The organism is Actinokineospora xionganensis, from assembly GCF_014323725.1.
In the GTDB taxonomy this organism is placed as follows: Bacteria; Actinomycetota; Actinomycetes; order Mycobacteriales; family Pseudonocardiaceae; genus Actinokineospora; species Actinokineospora xionganensis.
This window is the reverse complement of sequence record NZ_JABVED010000001.1, coordinates 239,363-263,146: the sequence shown is the minus strand read 5'-3', so window position 1 is coordinate 263,146 and position 23,784 is coordinate 239,363. Positions and strand designations below refer to the sequence as shown.

The 23,784-nt window shown below is 70.6% G+C and carries 21 protein-coding genes; 9 read left to right on the top strand and 12 right to left on the bottom strand.

Annotated features, from left to right (window positions below; translation table 11 throughout):
- Positions 1-6 precede the first annotated feature (6 nt).
- Positions 7-1,428, top strand: coding sequence for a Re/Si-specific NAD(P)(+) transhydrogenase subunit beta (gene pntB / locus GPZ80_RS01215; RefSeq protein WP_187217847.1), 1,422 nt, complete (start codon positions 7-9; stop codon positions 1,426-1,428).
- Positions 1,429-1,531: 103 nt separating this feature from the next.
- Here pntB and GPZ80_RS01210 read toward each other — a convergent pair whose 3' ends face one another.
- Genes GPZ80_RS01210 through GPZ80_RS01200 form a run of 3 tightly spaced genes read right to left on the bottom strand, consistent with a single transcriptional unit; the run spans position 1,532 to position 5,597 of the window.
- Complete coding sequence (locus GPZ80_RS01210; RefSeq protein ID WP_187217846.1) at positions 1,532-3,220, bottom strand: glycerol-3-phosphate dehydrogenase/oxidase; 1,689 nt, start codon at positions 3,218-3,220, stop codon at positions 1,532-1,534.
- Between the two features lie 28 nt (positions 3,221-3,248).
- Positions 3,249-4,769: a glycerol kinase GlpK gene (glpK, locus tag GPZ80_RS01205; protein ID WP_187217845.1), complete on the bottom strand. Its 1,521-nt coding sequence runs from the start codon at positions 4,767-4,769 to the stop codon at positions 3,249-3,251.
- Positions 4,770-4,799: 30 nt separating this feature from the next.
- A complete protein-coding gene (locus GPZ80_RS01200) occupies positions 4,800-5,597 on the bottom strand; it encodes an MIP/aquaporin family protein (protein ID WP_187217844.1) in 798 nt (265 codons plus the stop codon).
- 242 nt (positions 5,598-5,839) lie between these two features.
- Here GPZ80_RS01200 and GPZ80_RS01195 point away from each other — a divergent pair, with 242 nt between their 5' ends.
- From GPZ80_RS01195 to GPZ80_RS01185, 3 genes are read left to right on the top strand one after another with little or no spacing between them, the layout of a single operon-like run.
- The gene (locus GPZ80_RS01195) at positions 5,840-6,604 is read left to right on the top strand and encodes an IclR family transcriptional regulator (RefSeq protein WP_187217843.1); all 765 of its coding nucleotides are present in this window, start codon (positions 5,840-5,842) and stop codon (positions 6,602-6,604) included.
- A gap of 1 nt (position 6,605) precedes the next feature.
- On the top strand, positions 6,606-8,105 hold the full coding sequence (gene glpK / locus GPZ80_RS01190) for a glycerol kinase GlpK (protein ID WP_187217842.1): 1,500 nt from the start codon (positions 6,606-6,608) through the stop codon (positions 8,103-8,105).
- A 22-nt stretch (positions 8,106-8,127) separates the two neighbouring features.
- Entirely contained in the window at positions 8,128-9,270 is a 1,143-nt protein-coding gene (locus GPZ80_RS01185; protein WP_187217841.1) for an alkaline phosphatase family protein, read from the top strand.
- 192 nt (positions 9,271-9,462) lie between these two features.
- Here GPZ80_RS01185 and GPZ80_RS01180 read toward each other — a convergent pair whose 3' ends face one another.
- A complete protein-coding gene (locus tag GPZ80_RS01180; protein ID WP_187217840.1) occupies positions 9,463-9,912 on the bottom strand; it encodes a hypothetical protein in 450 nt (149 codons plus the stop codon).
- A gap of 273 nt (positions 9,913-10,185) precedes the next feature.
- Here GPZ80_RS01180 and GPZ80_RS01175 point away from each other — a divergent pair, with 273 nt between their 5' ends.
- Together GPZ80_RS01175 and GPZ80_RS33575 are read left to right on the top strand one after the other, a co-directional pair.
- A complete protein-coding gene (locus GPZ80_RS01175) occupies positions 10,186-10,590 on the top strand; it encodes a hypothetical protein (protein ID WP_187217839.1) in 405 nt (134 codons plus the stop codon).
- A gap of 70 nt (positions 10,591-10,660) precedes the next feature.
- Positions 10,661-11,416 carry a lysyl oxidase family protein gene (locus GPZ80_RS33575; protein WP_187217838.1) on the top strand — a complete coding sequence of 252 codons (756 nt, stop codon included), beginning with the start codon at positions 10,661-10,663 and terminating at the stop codon, positions 11,414-11,416.
- Between the two features lie 290 nt (positions 11,417-11,706).
- Here the strand turns inward: GPZ80_RS33575 and GPZ80_RS01165 are convergent, their stop codons facing one another.
- The 6 genes from GPZ80_RS01165 to GPZ80_RS01140 form a co-directional block, all read right to left on the bottom strand.
- Positions 11,707-12,309, bottom strand: coding sequence for a TetR/AcrR family transcriptional regulator (locus tag GPZ80_RS01165; RefSeq protein WP_187217837.1), 603 nt, complete (start codon positions 12,307-12,309; stop codon positions 11,707-11,709).
- A gap of 417 nt (positions 12,310-12,726) precedes the next feature.
- Positions 12,727-14,046 (bottom strand): ABC transporter substrate-binding protein, encoded by a 1,320-nt coding sequence (locus tag GPZ80_RS01160; RefSeq protein ID WP_187217836.1) that lies wholly within the window; start codon positions 14,044-14,046, stop codon positions 12,727-12,729.
- Positions 14,043-15,131 carry a branched-chain amino acid ABC transporter permease gene (locus GPZ80_RS01155; protein WP_187217835.1) on the bottom strand — a complete coding sequence of 363 codons (1,089 nt, stop codon included), beginning with the start codon at positions 15,129-15,131 and terminating at the stop codon, positions 14,043-14,045. The genes GPZ80_RS01160 and GPZ80_RS01155 overlap by 4 nt, the downstream gene beginning before the upstream one ends.
- A 1-nt stretch (position 15,132) precedes the next feature.
- On the bottom strand, positions 15,133-15,984 hold the full coding sequence (locus GPZ80_RS01150) for a branched-chain amino acid ABC transporter permease (protein ID WP_187217834.1): 852 nt from the start codon (positions 15,982-15,984) through the stop codon (positions 15,133-15,135).
- An 11-nt stretch (positions 15,985-15,995) separates the two neighbouring features.
- Positions 15,996-16,703 carry an ABC transporter ATP-binding protein gene (locus GPZ80_RS01145; RefSeq protein WP_222718741.1) on the bottom strand — a complete coding sequence of 236 codons (708 nt, stop codon included), beginning with the start codon at positions 16,701-16,703 and terminating at the stop codon, positions 15,996-15,998.
- A gap of 10 nt (positions 16,704-16,713) precedes the next feature.
- The gene (locus GPZ80_RS01140; protein ID WP_187217833.1) at positions 16,714-17,487 is read right to left on the bottom strand and encodes an ABC transporter ATP-binding protein; all 774 of its coding nucleotides are present in this window, start codon (positions 17,485-17,487) and stop codon (positions 16,714-16,716) included.
- A 162-nt stretch (positions 17,488-17,649) separates the two neighbouring features.
- Between GPZ80_RS01140 and GPZ80_RS01135 the strand changes: the two genes are divergently transcribed.
- The 3 genes from GPZ80_RS01135 to GPZ80_RS01125 all read left to right on the top strand — a co-directional run bounded on the left by GPZ80_RS01135 (position 17,650) and on the right by GPZ80_RS01125 (position 20,248).
- Entirely contained in the window at positions 17,650-18,237 is a 588-nt protein-coding gene (locus tag GPZ80_RS01135) for a QsdR family transcriptional regulator (protein ID WP_187217832.1), read from the top strand.
- An 83-nt stretch (positions 18,238-18,320) separates the two neighbouring features.
- Positions 18,321-19,862, top strand: a complete 1,542-nt coding sequence (locus tag GPZ80_RS01130) for a class I adenylate-forming enzyme family protein (protein ID WP_187217831.1) — start codon at positions 18,321-18,323, stop codon at positions 19,860-19,862.
- Positions 19,859-20,248, top strand: coding sequence for a hypothetical protein (locus GPZ80_RS01125; RefSeq protein WP_187217830.1), 390 nt, complete (start codon positions 19,859-19,861; stop codon positions 20,246-20,248). The genes GPZ80_RS01130 and GPZ80_RS01125 overlap by 4 nt, the downstream gene beginning before the upstream one ends.
- A gap of 1 nt (position 20,249) precedes the next feature.
- On the opposite strand, the gene GPZ80_RS01120 is transcribed toward GPZ80_RS01125, so the two are convergent.
- Both GPZ80_RS01120 and GPZ80_RS01115 read right to left on the bottom strand, forming a co-directional pair.
- Entirely contained in the window at positions 20,250-21,137 is an 888-nt protein-coding gene (locus GPZ80_RS01120) for an aminoglycoside phosphotransferase family protein (RefSeq protein ID WP_187218292.1), read from the bottom strand.
- Positions 21,138-21,153: 16 nt separating this feature from the next.
- Positions 21,154-23,697, bottom strand: coding sequence for a helix-turn-helix transcriptional regulator (locus GPZ80_RS01115; protein WP_187217829.1), 2,544 nt, complete (start codon positions 23,695-23,697; stop codon positions 21,154-21,156).
- Positions 23,698-23,784 lie beyond the last annotated feature (87 nt).

Below are 23,784 nucleotides of genomic sequence, written 5' to 3'. Positions count from 1 at the left end.
TGACAGATGACCATCGAGATCTCCGCGCAGGCCGCGTACATCGTCGCCGCCCTGCTCTTCATCCTGGCCCTGGCCGGGCTGTCCAAGCACGAGACCGCCAAGGCGGGCAACGCGTTCGGCATGGCGGGCATGGTGGTCGCGCTCGCGGCCACGATCGCGCTCGCCACTAACCGCGGCATCGAGGGCATCGGTCTGGGCCTGCTGATCGGCGCGACAGTGATCGGCGCGGCCATCGGGCTGTACCGGGCCCGCAAGGTCGAGATGACCGGGATGCCCGAGCTGATCGCGCTGCTGCACAGCTTCGTGGGTCTGGCCGCGGTGCTGGTCGGCTGGAACGGCTACCTGCACGTCGAACGCCACCTCGACGGCCCCGAGGCCGCGGCGCTGGCGGCCGCGGACACGCTGGGCATTCACCACGCCGAGGTGTTCATCGGCGTCTTCATCGGCGCGGTGACCCTGACCGGCTCGATCGTGGCGTACCTCAAGCTGTCCGCCCGCATCAAGTCCAACCCGCTGATGCTGCCCGGCAAGAACGTCCTCAACCTGGGCGCCCTGGTCGTGTTCGCCGCCCTGACCGTCTGGTTCGTGATCGACCCGCGGCTGTGGCTGCTGGTCGTGGTCACCGTGGTCGCCCTGCTGCTCGGCTGGCACCTGGTGGCCTCCATCGGCGGCGGCGACATGCCGGTCGTGGTGTCGATGCTGAACAGCTACTCCGGCTGGGCGGCGGCCGCGTCGGGCTTCCTGCTCGAGAACGACCTGCTGATCATCACCGGCGCACTCGTCGGCTCGTCGGGTGCGTACCTGTCCTACATCATGTGTCGCGCGATGAACCGGTCGTTCATCTCCGTGATCGCGGGCGGCTTCGGGCTGGAGAACACCGCGGCCGGTGCCGATGTCGACTACGGCGAGTACCGGGAGGTCACCGCGCAGGGCGTGGCCGAGATGCTCTCGTCGGCCGACACGGTGATCATCACCCCTGGCTACGGCATGGCGGTGGCGCAGGCGCAGTACGGCGTGGCCGAGCTGACCCGCAAACTGCGGGAGAAGGGCGTCGATGTCCGCTTCGGCATCCACCCCGTCGCGGGTCGGCTGCCCGGGCACATGAACGTGCTGCTGGCCGAGGCCAAGGTGCCCTACGACATCGTGCTCGAGATGGACGAGATCAACGACGACTTCGACGACACCGCCGTCGTCCTCGTGATCGGCGCCAACGACACCGTCAACCCGTCCGCGGCGGACGATCCGGCCAGCCCGATCGCCGGGATGCCGGTGCTCAAGGTCTGGGAGGCCGACAACGTGATCGTGTTCAAGCGGTCCATGGCCTCGGGATACGCCGGGGTGCAGAACCCGCTGTTCTTCCGCGAGAACTCGGCGATGCTGTTCGGTGACGCCAAGGACCGGGTCGACGACATCCTCGTGGCCCTCTGAGGACAAGCCAAGCGGTCGGACGAAGCCGCATCCCCTTCGGGGGGTGCGGCTTCGTCCGTGATCAGACAATGGTCGTCGGGGTCGCGCCCCCGGAACGCGTTGATCAGCAGGCAGGCTCCGGCGCGCCGATGCGGGCCGCGTTGGCGGACGCGTCGTCGACGGAGTCCTGCGCGGCGCGCTCGGCGCACACCCTTTCGTGGTACAGGCGGACTTCCTCACCTTCGGTGGCCGAATCCCACCCGAGGTGCGCGGCGACGAGCCGAGCGATGTCCGCGGCGGCGGCGAGCCCGCGGTCCGGAGTCTCGATCGAGACTCGGGTGCGCCGGGTGAGGATGTCGTCGAGGTGCAGCGCTCCCTCGTGGGTGACCGCGTACACGGCTTCGGCCCGGAGGTAGTCCTCGGCGCCGGGGATCGGATCGGCCAGGTCCGGGTCTTGCCCGATCAGCTCGATCAGGTCGTCGATCGCCGATCCGTACCTGCCCAGCAGATGCTCCACAGTGGATAGTGCGAGCCCGGTGCGCCGGGCGATGCCCGCGCGGTCCTCCCACATCTCGTGGTATCCGATCGCGCCGACGACCGGCAGGCGCTCGGTCAGTGATGGCGGAACGGCTCGGCCCAGGCCGTGCACGGCCGCGTTCACCACGTCGGCCGCCATCACGCGGTAGGTGGTGTACTTCCCGCCCGCGATCACGAACAACCCCGGCACGGGTTCGGCGACGGCGTGTTCACGTGACAGCTTGGCCGTTTCCTTCGACTCCCCCGCCAGCAGCGGCCGGAGCCCGGCGTACACCCCGTCGACGTCCTCGGCCGTCAGCGGCGTGCGCAGCACCGAGTTCACATGCTCGAGCAGATAGTCCACATCGGACCGGCTGGCGGCCGGGTGGTCGCGGTCAAGCTGCCATTCGGTGTCGGTGGTGCCGATGATCCAGTGCCTGCCCCACGGGATGACGAACAGGACGCTCTTCTCGGTGGGGGCGATCAGCCCGGTGTCCAGGTCGATGCGGTCGCGGGGCACGAGCAGGTGGACGCCCTTGGACATGCGCACCTGGAAGGGAGCGGGCACGCCCGTCATGGCGTGCACTTCGTCGGTCCACACGCCGATCGCGCTGATCACCCGGCGGGCGCGGATCTCGTGCTCCAGACCGGACTCGACGTCGCGCACCCGGGCGCCGAGGACCCGCGCACCGTCGCGCAGCAGACCGATCACCTTGGTGCGGCTGAGAACGGTCGCTCCGTGCCGCGCGGCCGTGCGGGCGATCATCATGGTGTGCCGCGCGTCGTCGACTTGGGCGTCGTAGTAGCGGATGGCGCCAGTGAGCGCCTCCGGTTTCAGCGACGGCGCCAGTCGAAGCGCCTGCTTGCGGGAGAGGTGCTTGTGCCACGGCAGCGCCCGCGCCCCGCCCATCGTGTCGTAGAGCAGCACGCCCGCCCCGACGTAGGCCCGTTCCCAGGCCCCGCGCGTCAGCGGGAACAGGAACGGCACCGGGCGGACCAGGTGCGGCGCGAGCCGGTGAAGCAGCAGGCGCCGTTCCTTGAGCGCCTCCCGGACCAGACTGAAGTCCCGCTGTTCCAGGTAGCGCAGGCCGCCGTGGATCAGCTTGCTCGACCGGCTCGACGTGCCCGCCGCCCAGTCCCTGGCCTCGACCAGCGCGACGCGCAGGCCGCGCGACGCTGCGTCGAGGGCCGCGCCCGCGCCCACCACTCCCCCGCCGATGACGAGCACGTCGAACTCGGTCTCGTCGATGCCGCGCAGCGCCGCGGCGCGGTATGCCGGGTCCAATCGTGTGGACACTGTGTCTCCTTCGCTTCCCCGTGGCCGGTCAGTCGTCGATGTCGACCCAGTCGAGGGTCCGGGTGACGGCTTTCTTCCACTGCGTGTAACCACGTTCGCGCTGCTCCTCGTCCATGGTCGGCTGCCAGCGCACGTCCTCGCGCCAGTTCTGCTCAAGTTCGGCTGTGTCGCGCCAGAATCCGACCGCGAGGCCCGCCGCGTACGCCGCGCCCAGCGCGGTCGTCTCGGCCACCACCGGCCGCGAGACGGGCACGCCGAGCAAGTCGGCCTGCACCTGCATGCACAGCTCGTTGGCCGTCACGCCGCCGTCGACCCGCAGCACGTCGAGGGTGACCCCGGAGTCGGCCTGCATGGCCTCCACGACGTCGCGCGTCTGGTAACAGATGGATTCCAGCGTGGCCCGGGCGATGTGCGCGTTGGTGGAGTACCGGGACAGGCCGACGATCGCGCCGCGGGCGTCGGAGCGCCAGTAGGGCGCGAACAGACCGGAGAACGCGGGCACGAAGTACACCCCTCCGTTGTCCTCCACTTGGCGCGCGAGGGATTCGCTCTGCTCGGCGCCGGAGATGATGCCTAGCTGGTCGCGCAGCCACTGCACCGCCGAGCCGGTCACCGCGATGGAGCCCTCCAGCGCGTACACCGGCTTGTCCTCGCCGAACTGGTAGCACACGGTGGTGAGCAGGCCGTGCTCCGAGCGGACGAGCTCATGGCCGGTGTTGAGCAGAAGGAAGTTGCCGGTGCCGTAGGTGTTCTTGGCCTCGCCCGGCCGGAAGCACACCTGGCCGACGGTCGCCGCCTGCTGGTCGCCCAAGTCCCCGGAGAGCTTCACCTCGCCGCCGAACGGGCCGTTCGCGCGGGTCATCCCGTACAGCTCCGGGTTGGAGGAGGGCAGGATGAACGGCAGCATCTCCCGCGGCACATCGAAGAACGACAGCAACTCGTCGTCCCAGTCCCAGGTCTCCAGGTCCATGAGCATGGTGCGGCTGGCGTTGGTCGGGTCGGTGACGTGCACACCGCCGTCCACGCCGCCGGTCAGGTTCCACAGCAGCCAGGTGTCGATGGTGCCGAAGACGGCGTCGCCGCGCTTGGCGTCCTCGGCGACGCCCGGCACGTTCTCCAGGATCCACTTGAGCTTCCCGCCGGAGAAGTAGGTGGCCGGGGGGAGGCCGGCCTTGCGGCGGATCACCTGGCCGCGCCCGTCGCGGTCGAGTTCCGCGGCGATCCGGTCGGTGCGGGTGTCCTGCCAGACGATCGCGTTGCAGTAGGGCCTGCCGGTGCGGCGGTTCCACACGACGGTCGTCTCGCGCTGGTTGGTCACGCCGACCGCGGCGAGGTCGCTCGCGCTCAGGTTCGCCTTGTTCAGCGTGGACTCGATGACCGCGCGGGTGCGTTCCCAGATCTCGGTGGGGTTGTGCTCGACCCAGCCGGGGCGCGGCAGGATCTGCTCGTGTTCGAGTTGGTGGCGGGCGATCTCGTTGCCGCCGTGGTCGAACACCATGAATCGGGTGCTGGTCGTGCCCTGGTCGATCGCTCCGACGAAGTCAGCCATCGAGGTTCCTTCCGCTGCGGGGACTGGTGGTCAGAACAGGAACTGGGAGGCGAGGCCCGCCAGGACGCCGCCGATCAGCGGCCCGACGACGGGAACCCAGGCGTAGGCCCAGTCCGCGTCCTTGGCGCCGCTCGCGGGGCGCTCGGGTCCGGGGTCTCCCGCCGGGGCGCCGACGGTCACCGCGGCCGAGACCGTGCGGTGTGCCGGAAGCAGCGCGTAGGCGATGCGCGGGCCGAGGTCTCGTGCGGGGTTGATGGCGTACCCGGTGGGCCCGCCGAGCGAGGCGCCGATGCCGACGACGAGCAGCGCCGCGGCGACCGGGCCGAGACCGTGCGGGGTCTTGCCGAGGGCGAGGATCACGATCACCAGGACGAAGGTGCCGACCACCTCGGTGAGCAGATTCCACTGGTAGGCCCGGATTTCCGGCCCGGTGGCGAACACGCCGAGCCGCTTGCCCTCGTCGGGCTCGGCGTCGAAGTGCTTCTTGTAGGTGACGTACGCGGTGCACGCCCCCAGGAAGGCGCCGAGCAGTTGGCCCGCGAAGTAGACCAGGGTGGAGGCGAAGCCGACCGGCACTCCGGGCGCGTACTCCGCCGCACCGCTGGACAGGACGCCGAGGGTGACGGCCGGGTTGAGATGTCCGCCCGACTTGTAGGCGACGAACACACCCGCCATCACGGCGAGTCCCCAGCCTAAGTTGATCAGCAACCAGCCGCCGTCGAACCCTTTCGACTTGGTCAGCAGCACATTGGCGACCACGCCGGCGCCGAGCAGCAGCAGGATGCCGGTGCCGAGAACCTCGCTGAGGAAGACAGATCCGAGTGTCATCGGCTCCTCCTTTCTCCGATCCGAGTCGCGTCGGGACCGGCGCGATGGCCGGGACGTTACGAAGCGGTTTCCCGGCGCTCCAGAGCCGTCGTTCGGCATTGTCGAACGACGCTCGCAGCCGTCTGACCTGCGAAAGTCCCACAGAAGGCTTATGACCCAGCTCACAGTCCTACGGAGGGTTGCCCGTCGGGACCGGTCCGTTCGACATTGTCGAATCAAGGGTTCTGGAGTATTTTCGCCGGATGCCGGGCTCAATACAGTCGATCGAGCGGGCCGCGGCGATCCTGCGGCTGCTCGAACGCGGCTCGGGACGGCTCGCGCTGGGCGAGATCGCGTCCGCCCTCGGCTTGGCCAAAGGCACCGTGCACGGCATCCTCCGCACCTTGCAGGACGTCGGGTTCGTCGAGCAGGACCAAGCGGGCGGCCGGTACCAGCTCCCCGCAGGCGGCCCGCAGGCTCGAGCGAAGCGGATGGACCCGAACCTGCTGCGCGCGCGAGCGATGAACTGGTCGGACTCCCTGGCCGCGCGCAGTGGCGAGGCGGTGCGCATCGGCATCCCCTCCGAAGGGATGGTGTTGGTGGTGCACCACGTGTTCCGGCCGGACGACACCGCCCAGACCTCCGACTTCGGCACGACGCTGCCGCTGCACGCGACGGCCTGGGGGAAGATCCTGCTGGCCTGGGACAACGAGCTCTCGGCCGCCGCGCTGACCGGGACCCTGCCCGCGCTGACCAGTCGCACGATCGTCAAACCCACGGCGCTGACCAGGACGCTGGCTGACGTGCGGTCCCAGGGCTGGGCGATCGAGATCGGGGAGTTCATGCCCGGGGAGGCGGGCCTGGCCGCGCCGCTGCGGCTTCCCGGCGGCTCGGTCGTCGGCGCGATCGGCATCTCCGGACCGGCGGATCGCCTGTGTGCCAACAACACGAGGCCGCGGCAGGATCTGCTGGTGTCCGTTCTCGAGGCGAGCCGGTCGGTCTCGCGTGATCTGGCGGTGGACCGGTGACATGCAGCGCTACGTGATGGCGATCGACCAGGGCACCACGTCCACCCGGTGCATCCTGTTCGACCAGCGGGCCCGCCTGGTGTCCGTGGCGCAACGCGAACACCGCCAGTGGTTCCCGAAGCCCGGCTGGGTCGAGCAGGACGCCGTGGAGATCTGGCGCAACATCGACCGGATCGTGCCGCAGGCGCTGCGCGAGTCGGGGATCGCCGCCGAGCAGGTCGTCGCCCTCGGCATCGCCAACCAGCGCGAGACGACGGTGGTCTGGGACCGCCGCACCGGGGCGCCGGTCGGCCGGGCGATCGTCTGGCAGGACGTCCGCACCGAGCGACTCGTCGCCGAACTCGCCGAACGGCCGGGCGCGGAGGAGATCCGGGACCGCTGCGGGCTACCGCTGGCCACCTACTTCGCCGCGCCCCGGCTGCGCTGGCTGCTCGACACGACGCCGGGGCTGCGGGCGCGGGCCGAGCGTGGCGACGTGCTGTTCGGGACGATGGAGACCTGGATCATCTGGAACCTCACCGGCGGCACCGACGGCGGCGTCCACGTCACCGACGTCACCAACGCGAGCCGCACGCTGCTGATGAACGTGGCAACCCTGTCGTGGGACAAGGACCTGTTGGCGTTCTTCGACATTCCCGCACTGATGCTGCCCGAGATCCGTCCGTCCACAGGAGACTACGGGGTCACCCGCCGGGTCGTCGCGGGCATCCCGATCAGGGCGGCGCTCGGTGACCAGCAGGCGGCGCTGTTCGGGCAGACCTGTTTCTCCCGCGGACAGACCAAGTGCACCTACGGCACGGGAAGTTTCCTGTTGATGAACACCGGGAACTCGGCCGTGCGCTCCACCCATGGCCTGCTCACCACCATCGGATACCAGTTGGCCGGAGAGCCCGCGGTGTACGCGTTGGAGGGCTCGATCGCGGTCACCGGATCTCTCGTGCAGTGGTTCCGCGACAACCTCGGGCTGATCGCCACCGCCCCGGAGATCGAGACGCTGGCGGGCACCGTCGAGGACAACGGCGGCTGCTACATCGTGCCCGCGTTCTCCGGCCTGTTCGCCCCGCGCTGGCGCAGCGACGCGCGCGGCATCATCGTCGGGCTCACCTCGTACATCACCAAGGGGCACCTGGCCCGCGCGGTCCTGGAGGCCACGGCGTGGCAGACCCGCGAGGTGCTGGACGCGATGAACGCCGACCTCGGCGTCAACGCCGCCGCGATCAACGTCGACGGCGGCATGACCTCGGACAACCTGCTGATGCAGTTCATCGCCGACGTCCTCGACATCCCGGTGAACCGGCCGATGATCTCCGAGACCGTCTCGCTCGGCGCCGCCTATGCCGCGGGCCTGAGCGCGGGCTACTGGCCCGACCTCGAAGGCCTGCGGCGCAACTGGCACCTGGCCGCCCAGTGGCTGCCAAGCATGGACCCGGCCTACCGGGAAGCCGAATACGACAACTGGCGGCGCGCGGCGGAACTCAGCTACGGCTGGGCCCGCCGGTGACCGAGACAGGATCATGGACCGGATGACAAACCCGCCCACGCTCGCCGACGTCCTGCCCTCCGTCGCGTCGTCCTTCGGGATCGGCGGCCCCAACCCGCTGGGGATCGCCCCGAACCGCGACGTCGTGGTGCTGTTGATCGACGGGCTCGGCGCCGAGTTGCTCGCCCGACATCCCGACGCCGCGCCAACGCTGTCCGCGCACGTCAGCACCACACTGGCCGCGGGCTTCCCGGCGACCACCTCGACCAGCCTGACGAGCCTCGCCATGGGCGCTCCCTGCGCGACGCACGGCATCATCGGCTACAGCTTCGCCATGCCCGGCGCGGGCGGCCCCCGGCTGTTCAACTCCCTGCGGTGGCGCCTCGACACCGCGACCGGCGAGGACGCGCGCGACCTGCACCCGCCCGAGACCGTGCAGCCGATGCCCAGCCGCGTGCAGGACCTCGCCGCGCACGGGGTGGCGGTGCACTACGTGATCCCCGAGTACCAGCGCGACTCCGGCCTCACCAGGGCCGCCTTCCGCGCGGCCGGCACCCTGCACCCGGCCACGAGCCTCGACGAAGTGCGGGCCGGAATCCTCACGGTCGCGAACCATCCCGGCGCCGAGTCCCGCTTCGCGTACGCCTATTTCCCCGAACTGGACACGGCGGGCCACGTGTATGGACCGGAGTCGGCGCAGTGGCTGGAGGTCCTGCGCGACGTCGACGCGTGCGTGGCCGACCTGCTGGCCGACCTGCCGGACACCTGCGCGCTGCTGGTCACCGGAGACCACGGGATGATCAGGGCGGAGACGGCGATCGACCTCGACACGCTGCCCCGGCTGCACCGCGACGTGCGGCTGATCGGCGGCGAGGCACGGGTGCGCCACGTCTACCTGGAACACCCCGACGCGCTGTCCGCCGTGTTGGCCGCCTGGGCCGAGGTGCTGTCGACGCACGCGCACGTGGTGAGCCGCGAGCAGGCGTTGGACGAGCGCTGGTTCGGTCCGACTCCGCCGGAGACCGTGATCGCCGACCGGATCGGCGACGTCATCGCCGTCGCGCGGGGCGACAGCGTCCTCCTGCGGCCGGACAACGAGCCGATCGAGTCCGCACTGCTCGGCCACCACGGCGCCTGGACCGCCGACGAGCAACTGGTTCCCCTCATCACGCGGCGACAAGACTGACGGCTGCCGAGGGGACATTCCACTTCCGCGTCGGGGCGTTCCGGGAGAACCTGATCCGGCTGGCCGCGGGACTGGCCGAAGGCGTGTGCAGCGCGTGCGCCTCCGGCCAGGACGCGTCCACGATGATCCGGCTGCCCACCGCCGCGGGCGCGCCCTGGGCGAGTGCCTCGCCCAGGGCACCTCCGCCAAGTCCTACACCGGCTCGTCGAGCTTGACCTCCGCCACCTCGCACTTCGCGCCTTTGACCACGGTGTAGATGTCGCCCGGGATCTCCTCGGTCGACTTCTCGCCCGGCTGCAGCGTGCCCGTGTTGAACAGGCCCTCCGCGACCTTGGCGCCCGTGCCGTCCAGGAAGGCGATCGTGCCGAGGTACTCCATGGCCTCGTCCAGCGAGTTCGTCACCTCGAGGGTCGCGCTCACGCCGCCGTGGGCGCCTGCTTTACAGGCGACGACCTTGACGTCCTTCTTCAGTTCGGGCGTGTCCTTCGCCTTGGTCTCCGCGTCCTTCGCCGACTTGTCCTTCGCCTGCGTGGCCTGGGTCTGCGTGGTGGGACTCAAGGGCACGGTCTCGCTGCCGCACGCGGTCAGGCCGAGCACGGCCCCGCCTGCGAAGAGAACGGCGAGGGCGGTGTTCTTGAACATGGGTGGTCAGTCCTCCAGAAGATCGGTCCGCACGGGCTCGCGTGCCCTGCGACGGCTGCGAAGATAGCGGAAAGGGCGACCGGCGGTGTCGTTTCGACAGGATCCGCCACCCGTCCGGGAGTCACCGACTGCCCACTGTCCGTGTGATCACTTGGACGACGCCAAGTCGGGCCGAAAGGCCCAAGCCCGACGCGCGAATGAACGAACATACTTCTCCGGTCGGGGACCCAAGCTGCTGCTCTGCAGCGATGACTCGACAAGGGGTGCGGCTCCATGCGATTCGCCAAAGTCTTGTTAGGCGTGGCCTTCGTCGCCACGTTCTCCCTCCTCGGCTCCGTCACCGCCTCGGCGGCGCACGTCGCGCCGGCGACCGGCACGGGCAACCCGAGCTGTGAGGGCGGCCTGAAGATCGAGCCCGTCACCAGTGGCACCAAGGGCGGGATCGTCACCCTCAACGTCACCGGGTCCACCTTCTCCTTCACCACGGTCGGCGACTTCCTCGTCACCTCCGTCGTGGTCAAGGGCGGCCCCGGCTACAACCTCTACTCCTACCCGGCACCCGGCGTCACGAGTGACACCGGCCTGCACGCGCCCGCCAACCTGAAGAGCGGCGGGTTCTACGGGTTGTCGCATCTGTGCTTCTTCGGCGACGACAAGAAGGTTCCAGACCCGAAGTAGCCAACCGACGATGAACGCGCCCGGCGGGTGCCGGGCGCTTCCTCGATTCTGTCCATAGTGGAGGTTCAAGGTGTCTCGCTGGGTTGCCACCGCCGTCACCCTGCTGACCGCGGGGATGCTCGTCGCAGGCCAGAGTCCGGCGGCGGCGGCCACCGCCAACCTGCCCGACCTGGGCATGGCCAAACTGACCGACCTCACGGTCACCAGGACCGCCGCGGGCCAGCAGCAGCTCCGCTTCTCGGCGACCATCGTCAACGTCGGCGCGGGCGCGTTCCGCGTGGTGGCGGCCCGACCGGACCAGAACTCGGCTTTCGCTGTTTCGCAAAGGGTCGAGAACAGCGACGGGTCGACGACGGACACACCGACGGCGGCGGTCATGACGTTCGGCAACGACAACCACGGGCACTACCATGTCAAGGACCTGGAGACGTACACCCTGCACCGCCTGGACAACGGCGCGCAGCTGGGCACGTCGGCCAAGGGCGGTTTCTGCTTCATGGACACCAACGCCTACCGGCTGTCCCTCCCGGGCGCCCCGCAACAGCCCGTCTACCGCGGCGCGGGCTGCGGCGACCACGACTCGACGGCGCTGTCCATGGGCCTGTCAGTCGGCTGGGGCGACAAGTACGCCTGGACGCTGTCGGACCAGTTCTTCGACATCACCGGCGTGCCCGAGGGCCGGTACCGCCTGCGCGCCACCGCGGACGCGAACGGCTTGTTCGCCGAGAGCAACAACGCCAACAACCAGACCTGGGTGGACTTCCAGCTCACCCAGCGCCGCGGCAGCATGAGCGTCCGAACCCTCGGCTACGGCCCGGTCGCCTGACCGCGCGTTTCGGTCATCCACCGCGTCTCCACTGGGCGTCCGCCGGCCTTTCGGCGCCCGCGGATCCACAGTGGAAGAAGTCGGCGAAGTGTTCCGCGGACAGGAACCGCTGGGTGACCGTCTTCATGGTGGTCGTCAACGACACCACCCGGTCGCCGAGGACTGTCCGGCCGCGGCCGCACCCAGGACCGTGGCGACCGAGTCAGTACGTCCGACTCGATGACCTCGTTGAGCAATTTCTCGGATGCCGACCGATCCCGATCAGGCATGGCGATCGGACCGGCGGTGTCTCAGGTGTTGGAGGGGGCGAGACTGCGGACCAGCAGTTCGGCGAAGTGCTCGCCCACCTGTTCGGCGGTCAGCCGGCCGTCGGGGCGGTACCACGTGCCCAGGCGGTGCAGGGCGCCGAAGTGGTAGTGGATGACAAGGGCCGCCGGGATGTCGTCGCGGAATTCGCCTGTTTGTTGGCCTTCGGCGACGAGGTCGCGCAGCCGCTCGTGGTAGCGGCGGCGTTCGGCGCGGACGCGGGCCTGGTGCTCCGGGGCGAGCAGGTGCATCGACTGGAAGAAGACCATGGCGTCGTCCAGGTTGGCGATGCTGGTCTCCACGACGTCGGCGAAGATGGCGTGCAGGCGCTCGGTGAGGGACAGGTCGGTGGCGTCGGCGATGGTGTTCATCCGGGCGATCTGCATGGTCAGCATGCGGTCGTGGATGGCGGAGAGCAGCGCGTCCTTGGAGTCGAAATAGTGGTAGAGGCCGCCCTTGGTGACACCGGCGGCCTCGACTATCTCGCGGATGGACGTCTCGGCGAACCCGCGCTCGGCGAAGAGGGTCGAGGCCGCGTGCAGCAGGCGGTCGCGGACCGGGAGGTCCGCGGGGGTGACCCTGGCCATGGTGGAGCCCTTCGTGCCGGTTGATCCGGCATCACCCTAGCTCGCTTGTGCGTTGGCGCCTCTTTCTTGGTCTTGGGGTGTCTGCTGGGGTGGTTCGTTCTTTGGCTTTGAGTGTCTGGCCGGCCCCGGCCGCGTGTGTTGGCGGCTCTGGCTGTGGGTTCCTGTATGGGTGGTTCGCCTACCCCGGAGAAGGACCCGCGCGGGTAAAGCGGGCAGGATAGGGAAACTGCCCCGCGCCTCGAAAGTCTAGGTCCTTCTCCCCTGAATCAAGGCGAACCACCCAACAGGCCGTTCGGTTCTGCCCCTTGCGTTTGTGGTGGGATGTCACGTCGGCTACCACTTCAAGCGGGTTGGCAGCTGACTATCACTCAGGTGAGTCCGGGCGGTCGTGGGGACGGGCGGACCAGGCGGTCGGGGTCAGCGGACCAGTGCTATCTCGGTGGGGGTCTTGCGGGTGGTGGGGGCGGGCTTGATCGGACCGTTCTCGCGGTCGGTCACGACCGGTGCGGCGATCATGGTGGTTGAGGTATCGGGGTTGACCTTGAAGATGTACGCGCCGGTGTAGCCGGAGTGGCTGTCCGGCCCGAAGGCGAACGGGGTCAGGCCGGGGCCCTTGAGCGCGCCGGAGGTCATGGTGTCGATGATCTTCTGGCGGGTGACGTCATGCCCGGCTTCCTTGAGGGCCTGGGCGAAGGTGTAGGCCTGGGCCATGCCGTAGACCACCGTGTTCGTCAGGGGCACGGTCGGGATGTACTTCTGGTGGACCTCCTTGAACAAGGTGATCCACGGGTCGTCGGCGGCCGCGTCGGGCAGGTAGCCCGCCCCGATCAGACCGCCGAGGAGAGCCCCTGCCGAGACCTCGGTGCCGCCCCGCTTGGCGAAGTCGGCGAGCAGGCCCGCCAAGGTGCGCGGATCCGCGCCGATGCTGCTGACCACGAACTGCGGCTTGTAGCCCAGGCGCGCTGAGGTGAGAATCGCCAGGGCGGTGAAGGCGGGGACGCACTCGCACACGACGACCTGGGCTCCCGCGTTCTTCAGCGCGGTGATCTGGGGCAGCACGTCGGTGTTGGCCGGGTCGTAGGGCTGGCGGGAGACGACGGCGTCGGCGATGAACTGGTCGAGGCCCTTCATGCCGTCCCGGCCGACGTCGTCGTTCTGGTGCAGCACACCGACTTTCTGACCGCCCAGGTTGTTCCTGATGTGGCTGCCGAGGATCTTGCCCTCGCGGGTGTAGTCCACCTGGAACCCGAACGTCGTGGGGCTCTTGGCGACGTCGTCCCACCGCAGGGCGCCGGAGGCGACGAGCAGGTCGGGCACCCGCTCGCTGTTGAGGAAGTCGACCACCTTGGAGTGCGTGGGGGTGCCGAGGCCGCCCACGATGGCGAACACCTCGTCCTGCAGCACGAGCTTCTTGACGACCTCGACCGTGCGGGTCGGGTTGTAGCCATCGTCCTCGACCCGATAGTCGATCTTGCGGCCGTGGATCCCGCCCTTGTCGTTGATGTAGGAGTACATGGCCCGCGCGCCCGCGGAGATGGTGGAGTAGCCCGGGGCCGCGGGGCCGGTCAGCGGCTGGTGGGTGCCGATCACGACCTTGTCGTCGGTGACCCCGGGTGCGCTGTCGGCCTTGTCGGCACCGCCGGTGGGTGTGCTGCCCGCGCCTGCGCAGGCACTCGCCAGGAGAACGGCCGCCAACGTGCCTGCCAGTGGGCCCAGCCGTCGTCGTAAGAGTCTCATGCTTCTCCTTCGTCGTCGGCGCTGGTTCGCGCCGGGGTCCGCCGCGGGCGCAACCGCGTCCGCAGAGTCCTGCCGATGCCGTGGATGCCTTGCGGGAACGCGAGGACCACGCCGATCAGAACCAGGCCGTAGATGGCCAGGGGCAGGTTGTTCGACACATCGGTGCCCAGCGCGAGGGCGTGGGTCAGCTCTTCGGACCCCGCCTGCAGGAACACCAGCGCGAGCGCTCCCCACAACGCTCCCCACAGGCTGCCGACGCCGCCGAGCACCATCGCCGCCAACAGGCTCAGCGACAGCGCCGGGGTGAACGACCCCGGCGCGGCGGTGCCCAGCAGGAACGCCTGCAGCCCGCCCGCGAGCCCGGCGCAGACAGCGCTGACCAGGAACGCGAACACTTTCATCCGCCCGACGTGGATGCCCGCGAGCGCCGCGGACACCTCGTCGTCGCGCACCGCGCGCAGGCGGCGGCCGACCCGGCCGCGGGTCAGGTTGGCGAGCAGCACCAGCGCGGCCAGCACCACCGCCCACACCACCCATGCCTGCCACCGGGTCGACGGGACGGTTCCGGCGAGCCCGGCAGGCATGCTGTTGACGGTGAACCCTAGGCCGTTGCTGCCGCCGAGGAAGTCCGGAAACCGTTGTGTCACCGAGGGAAGCCCGACGGCGAGAGCGAGCGTCGCACCCGCCAGGTAGGGGCCGGTGAGCCGGGCCGCGGCGGCCCCGGTGAGCGCCCCCGCGAGTCCACTCGCCACGGCGGCCAGCAGCAGGTCCACCCAGAACGGCAGCGCGGGAACGTAGACCACGAGCAGCGCGACCGTGTACGCGCCGACGAACATGAACGCGCCGTGGCCCAGGGACACCTGGCCGGTGAGTCCGGTGAGGACGGTCAGGCCCGCGACGGCGAGCAGGTAGTAGCCGACCGTGGCCAGCCGGACGTTGGTGAACGGATCGACCACCATGCTCAGCAGCACGATCGCCGCCAAGGCGAGCACGGCGAGCAGCAGGTGTCGGGCCAGCGGGGAGAGCCCGGCGCGGGACGTCACCGGTGCGGGTGGGGCGGGGGCGATGACGGTGTCGGCGGCCATGTCAGACCCTCCTGGCCACGGCATGGCCGAACAGCCCGTGCGGCCGCACGACCAGCACGGCGACGAGGATCGCCAGCGCGGCCATGGTCACGAGTTCGGGACCGACGTAGCCGGAGACGAACGACAGCCCGACGCCGAGGGCGAACCCGCCCGCGATGGTGCCGACCGGGTTGTCCAGGCCGCCGATCACCGCCGCCGCCAAGGCATGCACGAACACCGAGTCCAGGGCGGTCGGATAGATGAACGGCGGCACCGCGAGCAGCCCGGCCAGCGCGCCGACCGCGGCGGCCAGTGTCCAGCCGATGGTGAGCATGAGCCCGACGCGCACGCCGAGCAGACCCGCCACGTCCGGACGGAACGCCGCCGCGCGCATCCTCAGTCCCAGCGGCGTCGCCTTGAAGAGGACCAGCACGCCCGCGGCGACCACGAGCACGACCGCGACGGCGAATCCGGCCGCCGGGGAGAAAGTGCCGCGGAAATCGAACGCGTAGGGGAACGAGCGCGGCTCGGCCGACCAGATCATCCCCGCGACCGCCTGCAACACCATCAGCAGACCTAGGGTGACGATCACCGGCGCGAGGTGGCCGCGGTCGGCGAGCCTGCGCATGATCAGCCGCTCGGTCAGCGCGCCGAGCAGGGCGCCGGTGAGCAAGGCCGCAGCGAAGCCTAGCCAGTAGCCGCCGGTCGCCTTGTTCACCGAGAACGCGACGTAGGCGCTGATCAGAGCGAGCGCGGGCTGGGCGAAGTTCACCACCCGGGTGGCCCGGAAGATGATGACCAGGCTGAGCCCGAGCGCGGCGTAGACCGCGCCACTGGTCAGGCCACCCAGGGTGAGGGTGAGCAGTTTGTCCATCGGGGGTTCTCCTAGAAGCCGAGGTAGGCGTGGCGCAGTCGGTCGTCGGCGAGCAGGTCGTCGGCTTCCTCGACGGCGACGACGCGGCCGAGTGCCAGCACGTAACCGCGGTCGGCGACCGACAGCGCGCTGCGGGCGTTCTGCTCGACGAGCAGCACGGTCAGCCCGTCGCGGTCGCGCAGGTCGCGCAGGATGCGCATGATCCGCACGGTGATCGCCGGGGCGAGGCCGAGCGAGGGCTCGTCGAGCAGCAGCATCTGGGGGTCGCTCATGAGCGCCCTGCCGATGGCGAGCATCTGCCGCTCGCCGCCCGAGAGCGTGCTGGCCTGGGCGCGTTCGCGCTGCGCCAAAGGCGGGAACAGGTCGTAGACCTCACGCAGCTTCGCCGCGCGGGCCGCCTTGTCGCGGCGCCAGAGCCCGCCGAGGCGCAGGTTCTCCTCGACGGTGAGCTCGGTGATCACGCCACCGTTCTCCGGCACGTGCGCCAGTCCCATCCGGACGATCCGGTCGGCGGGCAGGCCGGTGATGTCGACTCCGTCGAACCGGACACGGCCCGACACCGGGGTCTGCAGTCCGCTGATCGTGCGCAGCAGGGTCGTCTTGCCCGCGCCGTTGGCGCCGAGCACGGCGGTGAGGTTCGCGTCCCGGGTCCACATGCTCAGCTCGTCCAGGGCACGGACCGCGCCGTAGGTGGTGACCAGGTCTTCGATCTCCAGCAACGGTTCGCTCCTAGGCTCGCGGGACGGCGCCGAGGTAGGCCTCGGTGACGGCGGGGTCGGCTTGCACCTGTGCGGGGGTGCCGTCGGCGATCACCCGGCCGAAGTCGAGGACCACCACCCGGTCGCACACCTTCATCACCAGGTCCATGTGGTGCTCGACGAGCACGACGGCCATCGACTCGGCCAGGTGGCGCACCCGCGAGCCGAGGTCTTCCATGTCCTGTTCGGACAGTCCGCCCGCCGGTTCGTCGAGCAGCAGCAGGTCGGGTTCGGCGACCAGGGCGCGGGCCAGCGCGACGCGTTTGGCCAGTCCGTAGGGCAATGCGCCGGGCAGGGCGTCACGGTGGCCGTCGATGCCGAGGTCGGCGAGCACCGCCATCGCGCGCTCACGCAGGGCGCGGTCCTCGCGGGCGGTGCGGCGCAGACCGAAGAACCCGGCGAGGCCACCGGTCCGGGCGTGCCGGTCGGCGCCGATCATCACGTTGTCCAGCACCGTGCAGTGCCCGAACAGCCCGAGTCCTTGCAGCGTACGGGTGATCCCGAGTGCGGCGAGCCGATGTGGGCTGTGGCCGCGCAGCACTTGGCCACGCCAGCGCAGCGAACCTTCTTGCGCCTGCTGGAAACCGCAGACGACGTTGAACAGCGTGGTCTTGCCCGCGCCGTTGGGACCGATCACCCCGAGCACCTCACCGTGGCCGGCGGTGAAGGACACCCGGTCGAGCGCGGTCAGTCCGCCGAATCGCACGGTCACGTCGCTGACTCGCAGCAGGGGTGGTTCGGCCATGGGTGCTCCCGTCGGGACGACATCGTCCGTTCTTACTATGTGGGATCAGAGATACCGAGCGGTATGACGGGCAATCATGGGCACGCCGCCGAGACGTGTCAAGGATTCGGCGAGATTCGTTGCCGCACCGCCTCTTGGCCCACGGGCGAATACGCTGCTGACGTGAGCTCATCCGAAGACCTGATCGTCCGGACCGCGGCCCGGTGGATCGACCGCGGCAGCAGGCTCGACACCGGCGCCCTCGCCGCCGAGGTCGGCGTGTCCCGCACGACCCTGTTCCGCCGCGTCGGCAACCGCGAAGACCTCATGGGCGACGCGCTCTGGCTGATGTCCGACCGCACGATCGCCTCGGTGACGCACCGATGGGACAAGGCGAACGGTCCGGCGGTGCGCGACCCCGCCGGGATGTTGCGCTGCCTGTGGGTGATGCGCGAGTACCGCGCGGCGATCGCGGGCAACAAGGGAATGCGGGTGCTGCTCGAAGAGGAGCCGACGGTGGCGCTGCGCGTGCTCACCGACCCGCACGGCCGGGTCCAGCCCCGGGTCATCGCCCAACATGTGGACCTGTTCGCCCGCGACGTCGCCGACGGCGGGTTCACCCCGAGGGTCGACCTCGACACGCTGGCGTTCGCCGTGGTCAGACTGGGCGAGGGCTTCCTGTACGCCGACGTCCTCGCCGACCGGACGCCCGACCTGGAAGCGGCCACCACTCTGCTGGGCGCACTGGTCGACACAGACCGGGGGTTGTGAAACACATCGCAAGGGTGTTTCATCGGCGGGGTCGTGTCAACGTCGGCCCCGCTCGCCGGGCGACCGTCCACAGAGGAGGCTCGATGACGAGCGCCTGGCCGCCCGGACTACCCCGGACGCTGGACTACCCGGACGTCCCGGTCTCCGCCATCCTGCTGGGCGCGGCCCGCCGCTACGGCGACAGGCCCGCCTTCGCCCGCGGCGCGGAGACACTCACCTTCGCCGACCTCGCCCGCCAGGCCGCCCGGTTCGCGGGCGGACTGGCCGTGGCACCCGGCGACCGGGTCGCGCTCGTGATGCCGAACTGCCTTGAATACCCGGTCGCCTACTACGGGACCCTGCTCGCGGGCGCCACATTCGTGCCGGTCAACCCATTGCTGCCGCAAGGCGCGCGCGAGAAGCAACTCGCCGACGCCGATGCCGCGCGGGTGGTGACCGCGGCCGATGTCGCCGCGCTGGCCGCCGCGGAGCCCGGCGAGTTGCCCGAGGTCGACACGGGCACCCTCGCGCACTTGGCCTACACCGGCGGCACCACCGGGGAATCCAAAGGAGTGGCGCTGCCACACCGCAACGTCGTGACCAACTCGCTGCAGTACACGTGCTGGTCCACCGGGTCGCTGCCCGCCCTCGACGACCACGGCGGACTCGTGCTCGACCAGGTCGGCGCACCCGAGGAGTGGCCAGTGCGGCTCGGCGAGAGCGTCGTGATCAACCTGACCCCGTGGTTCCACGCGATGGGGACGATCGCCGGACTCAATGCCCTTTTGCTCATGGGCACGACAACCTGGCTGCACGACCGACTCGATCCCGGCGCGTATCTCGCCGACGCCGAACGCCTGCGGATCACCTCCATCGGCGGAGCGCCCGCGCTCTACGCCGCGCTGCTGACCCACCCCGACATCCACACCCGCGACCTGACCTCGGTCCGGCTGCTCGCCTCGGGCGCCGCGCCACTGCCCGTCGAGATGATCGAACGGCTCCTGGATCTGTTCCCCAACGCCGTGATCGCCGAAGGGTACGGCCTCACCGAGGTCACCATGGGCGCCACCCTGAGCCCGGCGCACCGCTCCGGCACCCGCAAGGTCGGCTCGGTCGGCGTGCCCCTGTTCGACACCGAGGTCAGGGTCGTCGACGGCGACGGTCTGGACCCGGTGCCCGCGGGCGAGCGCGGCGAAGTCTGCCTGCGTGGCCCGCAGGTGATGACCGGCTACCACAACCGGCCCGAGGCCACCGCCGAAGTGCTCACCGACGGATGGCTGCGGACCGGCGACATCGGCGTCCTCGACGACGACGGCTATCTGTCGATTGTGGACCGGAAGAAGGACATGCTGCTGTACAAGGGGTACAACGTGTACCCCCGCGAGCTTGAGGAGCTGCTCGCCGCCCACCCCGGCGTCGCCGCCGCGGCCGTCGTCGGCCGACCGGACCAGGCGGTGGGCGAGCTGCCGGTGGCGTTCGTCGTCCCCAGCGGCCCCGACCTCACCGAGGACGCGCTGATGGCGTCGATCAACGCGCAGGTCGTGGCGTACAAGCGGCTGCGCGAGGTCCGCTTCGTCGACCAGATCCCGATCTCCGCGGCGGGCAAGGTCCTCAAGCGGGAGCTGCGCACCCGGTTCGCCTCATGACCACTGCGGCCCGCGCACCTATCCCATCCGTGCTTCCCTTGGACAAGCGGTTGGCGAGGTTCTGCGCGCAGCGGGTGCGGCTGCTGGAGATCGTCTCCCCCGCCGCCCGCGCCGCCATCCTCCGCGAACCGGACTCGCCCGTGCTGCGCGCGGCCCGGGCACGACATCTGCGCCGGGTGCGGGAAGAGGTGGCGCAGGTGTTCGCGCCGGAACTCGCGGCGGCCGGCCCAGGTCTGCTCATGGTGATCACAGTCGCGGTGAGCCTGCCGACGTGGGCGTCGCTGCGGGAGGACTGGGCGATGTCCGCGGAGGACGCGCACGCGATGATGAGGCAGACCGTCACGGCTTTGCTGTGCGACGCGGTGGCCTCCCCGCTGCGCCGATGACTCAGGCCGCCGTGATCCGTTCCAGGGTGCGACGGCCCAGCCGGCTCATGGCCGGGTTCGTCTCGGCGTAGTACCAGACGAGCCCCGTCGCCTGTTGGAACGCCCACGCCTTTCCGCGTTCCCACTCGAGGTCGTCGCAGCCGAGTGCGGCGCGCACTGCCTGCCGTGGACCCGCTTCGAGCAGGTGCCAGGCGCCGACGAGGTCCAGGGCTGGGTCGGCGGGCCCGAGGCCGCCGACGTCGATGACACCGGTCAGACGCCCGCCCGCCACCAGCACGTTGCCGGGGATCAGATCGCCGTGCGTCATCACGTCGGGGTCGGTGCCACGCGGCAGGATCCGCAGGGTGTGCCAGGTCCGGCGAAGCCTCGGCACGTCCAGAAGCTTTTCACTGTGCCCGAAGCAGGTCTCGACCCACCCGTCGTGCGTTGCCAGGTGACCACCCCGTCCTCGCCCGCCGAAAGTTCGGCCACGCGTGTCGATCGCGCGCACAGCACCGATGAACTCGGCCAGGTCGTGGGCGAATCCGACGGATCCGCCCGGGTCCTCTCGCGTGGCCACGGTTCCCGGCACCCAGGTCTGCACCGCCCACGGGAACGGGTAGCCCGCCCCGGGCTCGCCCATGGCCACCGGCTCCGGTGTGCGCAAGCGCGTGCGTCCCACCAGCTCGCGGGCGGCGTCGGCCTCCCGCTCCAGTTCCCGCCGCGCGGACTCGACGTCGCTGGGATTCAAGGGGAAACGAGCCGCGAGCCTGCCGCCGACGCGGAAGATGGCGTTGACGGTCCCTTCCGAGGGAAAACGCCGCACAGGCAGTCCACGCCACTGCGGGAACTGTTCGTCCACCAGTTCCCGCACGGTCTCCGGCGACACGGTCAACTGGCCGGCGTGCATCTTCACCGCGGCAGTGTCATCCGCCCCGGCCGTCGACCGCAATCCGATTTCGGTCGTGCCCCGCGTACACCGCGGCGAGCTCCACCCGGGAACGCACCCCCAGCCGCAGGAACACGTTGCGCAAGTGGTGATCCACCGTCCGGTGGCTGATCACCAGCCGGGCGGCGATCTCCCGATTCGTCCTGCCCTGCGCGACCAGCCGGGCGATCACCTCCTGTTGCGGCGTCAGCTCTTCGCCGCTCCCGACAAGTCGGGCCGAGCCCACGTCCCCGGCGGCGCGCAGCTCCGCCCGTGCCCGCTCGGCCCAGTGCGGTGTGTTGTCGAACAGGCGTAGGGCGTCGCGCAGTTGCTCGCGGGCGGAGCGCGCTTGGCGGCCACGCCGCAGGTGGCGGGCGTAGAGCAGACGTGTGCGACCGAGTTCCAAAGTGGACCCGGCGGCCAGGTGCAACCGGATGGCCGCCTCGAAGTGCTCCGCCGCCGCCTCGGGTTCGAGCAGGGCGTGGCAACGTCGGCTGAAGGCGAGCCACGTGGGCGCGCCGGTCGACTCGGCCCAGCGGTCGAAGCGAGCCAACGCCCGTCGGGCCTGGTCCGCGCGGCCGCAGCGCACGGCCGCCTCCACCAGCTGCGGCGTCGCCAGCACCCGGATTGCCGGGTGGGCGCGGCCAACGCCGGTGGCCATGGCGCGAAGCCTGCCGAACGCCTCCTCCGGACGGTCCTCGGCCAGGTCGACACAGCCGCGCGCCCAGGCTGCATACGTGCCCGATCGGCCCAGGCCCCGCTCGGCGATACCCGGCGCGGCCAGCGCCAGCCAGGTCAGGGCGGTGGCGCAGTCGCCCGCCGACACGGCTGCCAAGGCCAGCAGGGTCAGCTGCTCGACCTCGCTGTTGGACTGCCCGGCGGCGATCGCAGCGGCACGACCCTCGGTGGCCACGGCCGTCGCGGCGGCCGGGCGGTCCAACACCAGCGTCGTCATGGCCAGGGCGGCGAGCGCGACGGGCAGCAGTGTCCGCTCGCCCGCCGACCGTGCCCGCGCGACGGCCGCCGAGGCGTGCTCGTGAGCCAGGTCGACCTGCCCGATGATCATCGCCGCCTCGCCCGACCACAGCGCGTGCCGGGTGTCGTGCGCCGGGACAGCCATGGCGGCCCGTCGCAGCGCGAGCCCGGCGGCCGGGTGCCTGCCCGCGAAGGTCGCAGCCATGGCGGCGAAGTGCCTGGCCACCAACGGGTCAGCGACGACATCAGCCGCGACGCGCTCGGCGACGGCCGCGTAGCCGACCAGGTCGCCTGCCATCCTTCGGGCTTCGCCCGCCAGGATCAGCGCCTGGAGCCCGCGGTCGTCGCCTGCGAGGTGGTCCGCGGCGATGGCCAGTTGGTGCGCGGCCACCGCCGGGTGGCCCGCACGCAGGGCGATCTCGCCTTGGCGGAGCGCGGTCTCACCGGCCAGAGCCGGGTCCTCGGCGCGGGCACGGGCCAGGAGCGCTTCGGCCTGAGTCGCCCGGCCCCCAGACCAGGCCGCGTCAGCGGCGGCCAGGTGCAGGCGGGCCGCGGTCGCCGGTGTCGGCGACAGCTCGGCGGCGCGGCTCAGGACGCGGACGGCAACGGGGAACTCGCCTGCCGCGTGGGCACGTCTGCCTGCTTCCGCCAGGGCCCCCGCGGCAGCCGCATCTGGTGGGCGAGCTTCGGCGAACCGATGCCAGATGGCACGTGGGTCGTGGTCGAAGACGTCGGCAAGGGTGGTGTGGGCGGCGGCGCGTTCGGGACCGGGGATGTCGGCCAGCAGGGTCGCGGCCACGACCGGGCTCGGGCAGCGGACATGGTCGCCGTCCACGGTGACCAGGCCGAACCGGACGCATTCGGCCACCGCCGCGCGGTCCAGGCCCACGCGGTCGACGGCGTCGAGCGGCAGGGGCTCGCACGCGCACAGGACGGCGACGGAACGGGCGGCGGGTCCGAGTCCGGTGAACAGTGCGCCAAGGGAAGCACGGTGGACACGCGGAAGCAGGTTGGGAACCGGCGCGTGGCCGGCCCGCTGCGCGGCGGTCAGCGACACCGCCATCGCCGCGAGGTGTCCCGGCGCGCCGGAGGTCGCCTCGATCAGGGCGGTGCGCACGGCCGTCGGCAGGTCGGCCGGGAGGGCGTCGGGCGCGGCGGGCAGCGCGAGTTGCTCCACTCCGGACAGTTCCGCCCAGCCGGGACCCGGCACCGCGAACAGCAGCCCGAGCCCTTGTCCCGCACAGCGTCTGGCCAGGCGGCCCAGCATGGCCAGGCCGGCCGCGTCGAGCCACTGGGCGTCGTCGACGAGGCAGAGGACGGGGTGGTCGGCGGCGAGGTCGGCCAAGTCGCGCAGGCGGTCCGCCGGTTCGTCCTTTTCGGACGGAACACCGGCCACGCGAAGGACGTGCACACCGGTGGCTATCGTTTGCGCCGCGTCCAGGAGGGTCGTGCGGCCACTGCCCGGTCCGCCGACAACCACCATGGCGTCGCCGCGGCCCGCGCGGACCGCGCGCACCAGGAGGCGGATTCGGGCCAGTTCGGCGTCACGGGCGTACGGGAACGCCATGGAGCGACTCCTCGTCGGTCCTCCGGGATCTTGCTCAGCCCTTGATGAAACACCATGACAGTTTGTTTCACAACCCTGGTGGTTTCG

What these genes read in the sequence shown, in the direction of transcription:
- GPZ80_RS01180 (WP_187217840.1), bottom strand. Translation starts at nt 9,912, where the DNA reads ATGTTCAAGAACACCGCCCTCGCCGTTCTCTTCGCAGGCGGGGCCGTG.
- pntB (WP_187217847.1), top strand. Translation starts at nt 7, where the DNA reads ATGACCATCGAGATCTCCGCGCAGGCCGCGTACATCGTCGCCGCCCTG.
- GPZ80_RS01120 (WP_187218292.1), bottom strand. Translation starts at nt 21,137, where the DNA reads ATGCACGCCGGCCAGTTGACCGTGTCGCCGGAGACCGTGCGGGAACTG.
- GPZ80_RS01115 (WP_187217829.1), bottom strand. Translation starts at nt 23,697, where the DNA reads ATGGCGTTCCCGTACGCCCGTGACGCCGAACTGGCCCGAATCCGCCTC.
- GPZ80_RS01160 (WP_187217836.1), bottom strand. Translation starts at nt 14,046, where the DNA reads ATGAGACTCTTACGACGACGGCTGGGCCCACTGGCAGGCACGTTGGCG.
- GPZ80_RS01185 (WP_187217841.1), top strand. Translation starts at nt 8,128, where the DNA reads ATGACAAACCCGCCCACGCTCGCCGACGTCCTGCCCTCCGTCGCGTCG.
- GPZ80_RS01165 (WP_187217837.1), bottom strand. Translation starts at nt 12,309, where the DNA reads ATGGCCAGGGTCACCCCCGCGGACCTCCCGGTCCGCGACCGCCTGCTG.
- glpK (WP_187217842.1), top strand. Translation starts at nt 6,606, where the DNA reads ATGCAGCGCTACGTGATGGCGATCGACCAGGGCACCACGTCCACCCGG.
- GPZ80_RS01200 (WP_187217844.1), bottom strand. Translation starts at nt 5,597, where the DNA reads ATGACACTCGGATCTGTCTTCCTCAGCGAGGTTCTCGGCACCGGCATC.
- GPZ80_RS01195 (WP_187217843.1), top strand. Translation starts at nt 5,840, where the DNA reads ATGCCGGGCTCAATACAGTCGATCGAGCGGGCCGCGGCGATCCTGCGG.
- GPZ80_RS01130 (WP_187217831.1), top strand. Translation starts at nt 18,321, where the DNA reads ATGACGAGCGCCTGGCCGCCCGGACTACCCCGGACGCTGGACTACCCG.
- GPZ80_RS01140 (WP_187217833.1), bottom strand. Translation starts at nt 17,487, where the DNA reads ATGGCCGAACCACCCCTGCTGCGAGTCAGCGACGTGACCGTGCGATTC.
- GPZ80_RS01155 (WP_187217835.1), bottom strand. Translation starts at nt 15,131, where the DNA reads ATGGCCGCCGACACCGTCATCGCCCCCGCCCCACCCGCACCGGTGACG.
- GPZ80_RS01125 (WP_187217830.1), top strand. Translation starts at nt 19,859, where the DNA reads ATGACCACTGCGGCCCGCGCACCTATCCCATCCGTGCTTCCCTTGGAC.
- GPZ80_RS01150 (WP_187217834.1), bottom strand. Translation starts at nt 15,984, where the DNA reads ATGGACAAACTGCTCACCCTCACCCTGGGTGGCCTGACCAGTGGCGCG.
- glpK (WP_187217845.1), bottom strand. Translation starts at nt 4,769, where the DNA reads ATGGCTGACTTCGTCGGAGCGATCGACCAGGGCACGACCAGCACCCGA.
- GPZ80_RS01175 (WP_187217839.1), top strand. Translation starts at nt 10,186, where the DNA reads ATGCGATTCGCCAAAGTCTTGTTAGGCGTGGCCTTCGTCGCCACGTTC.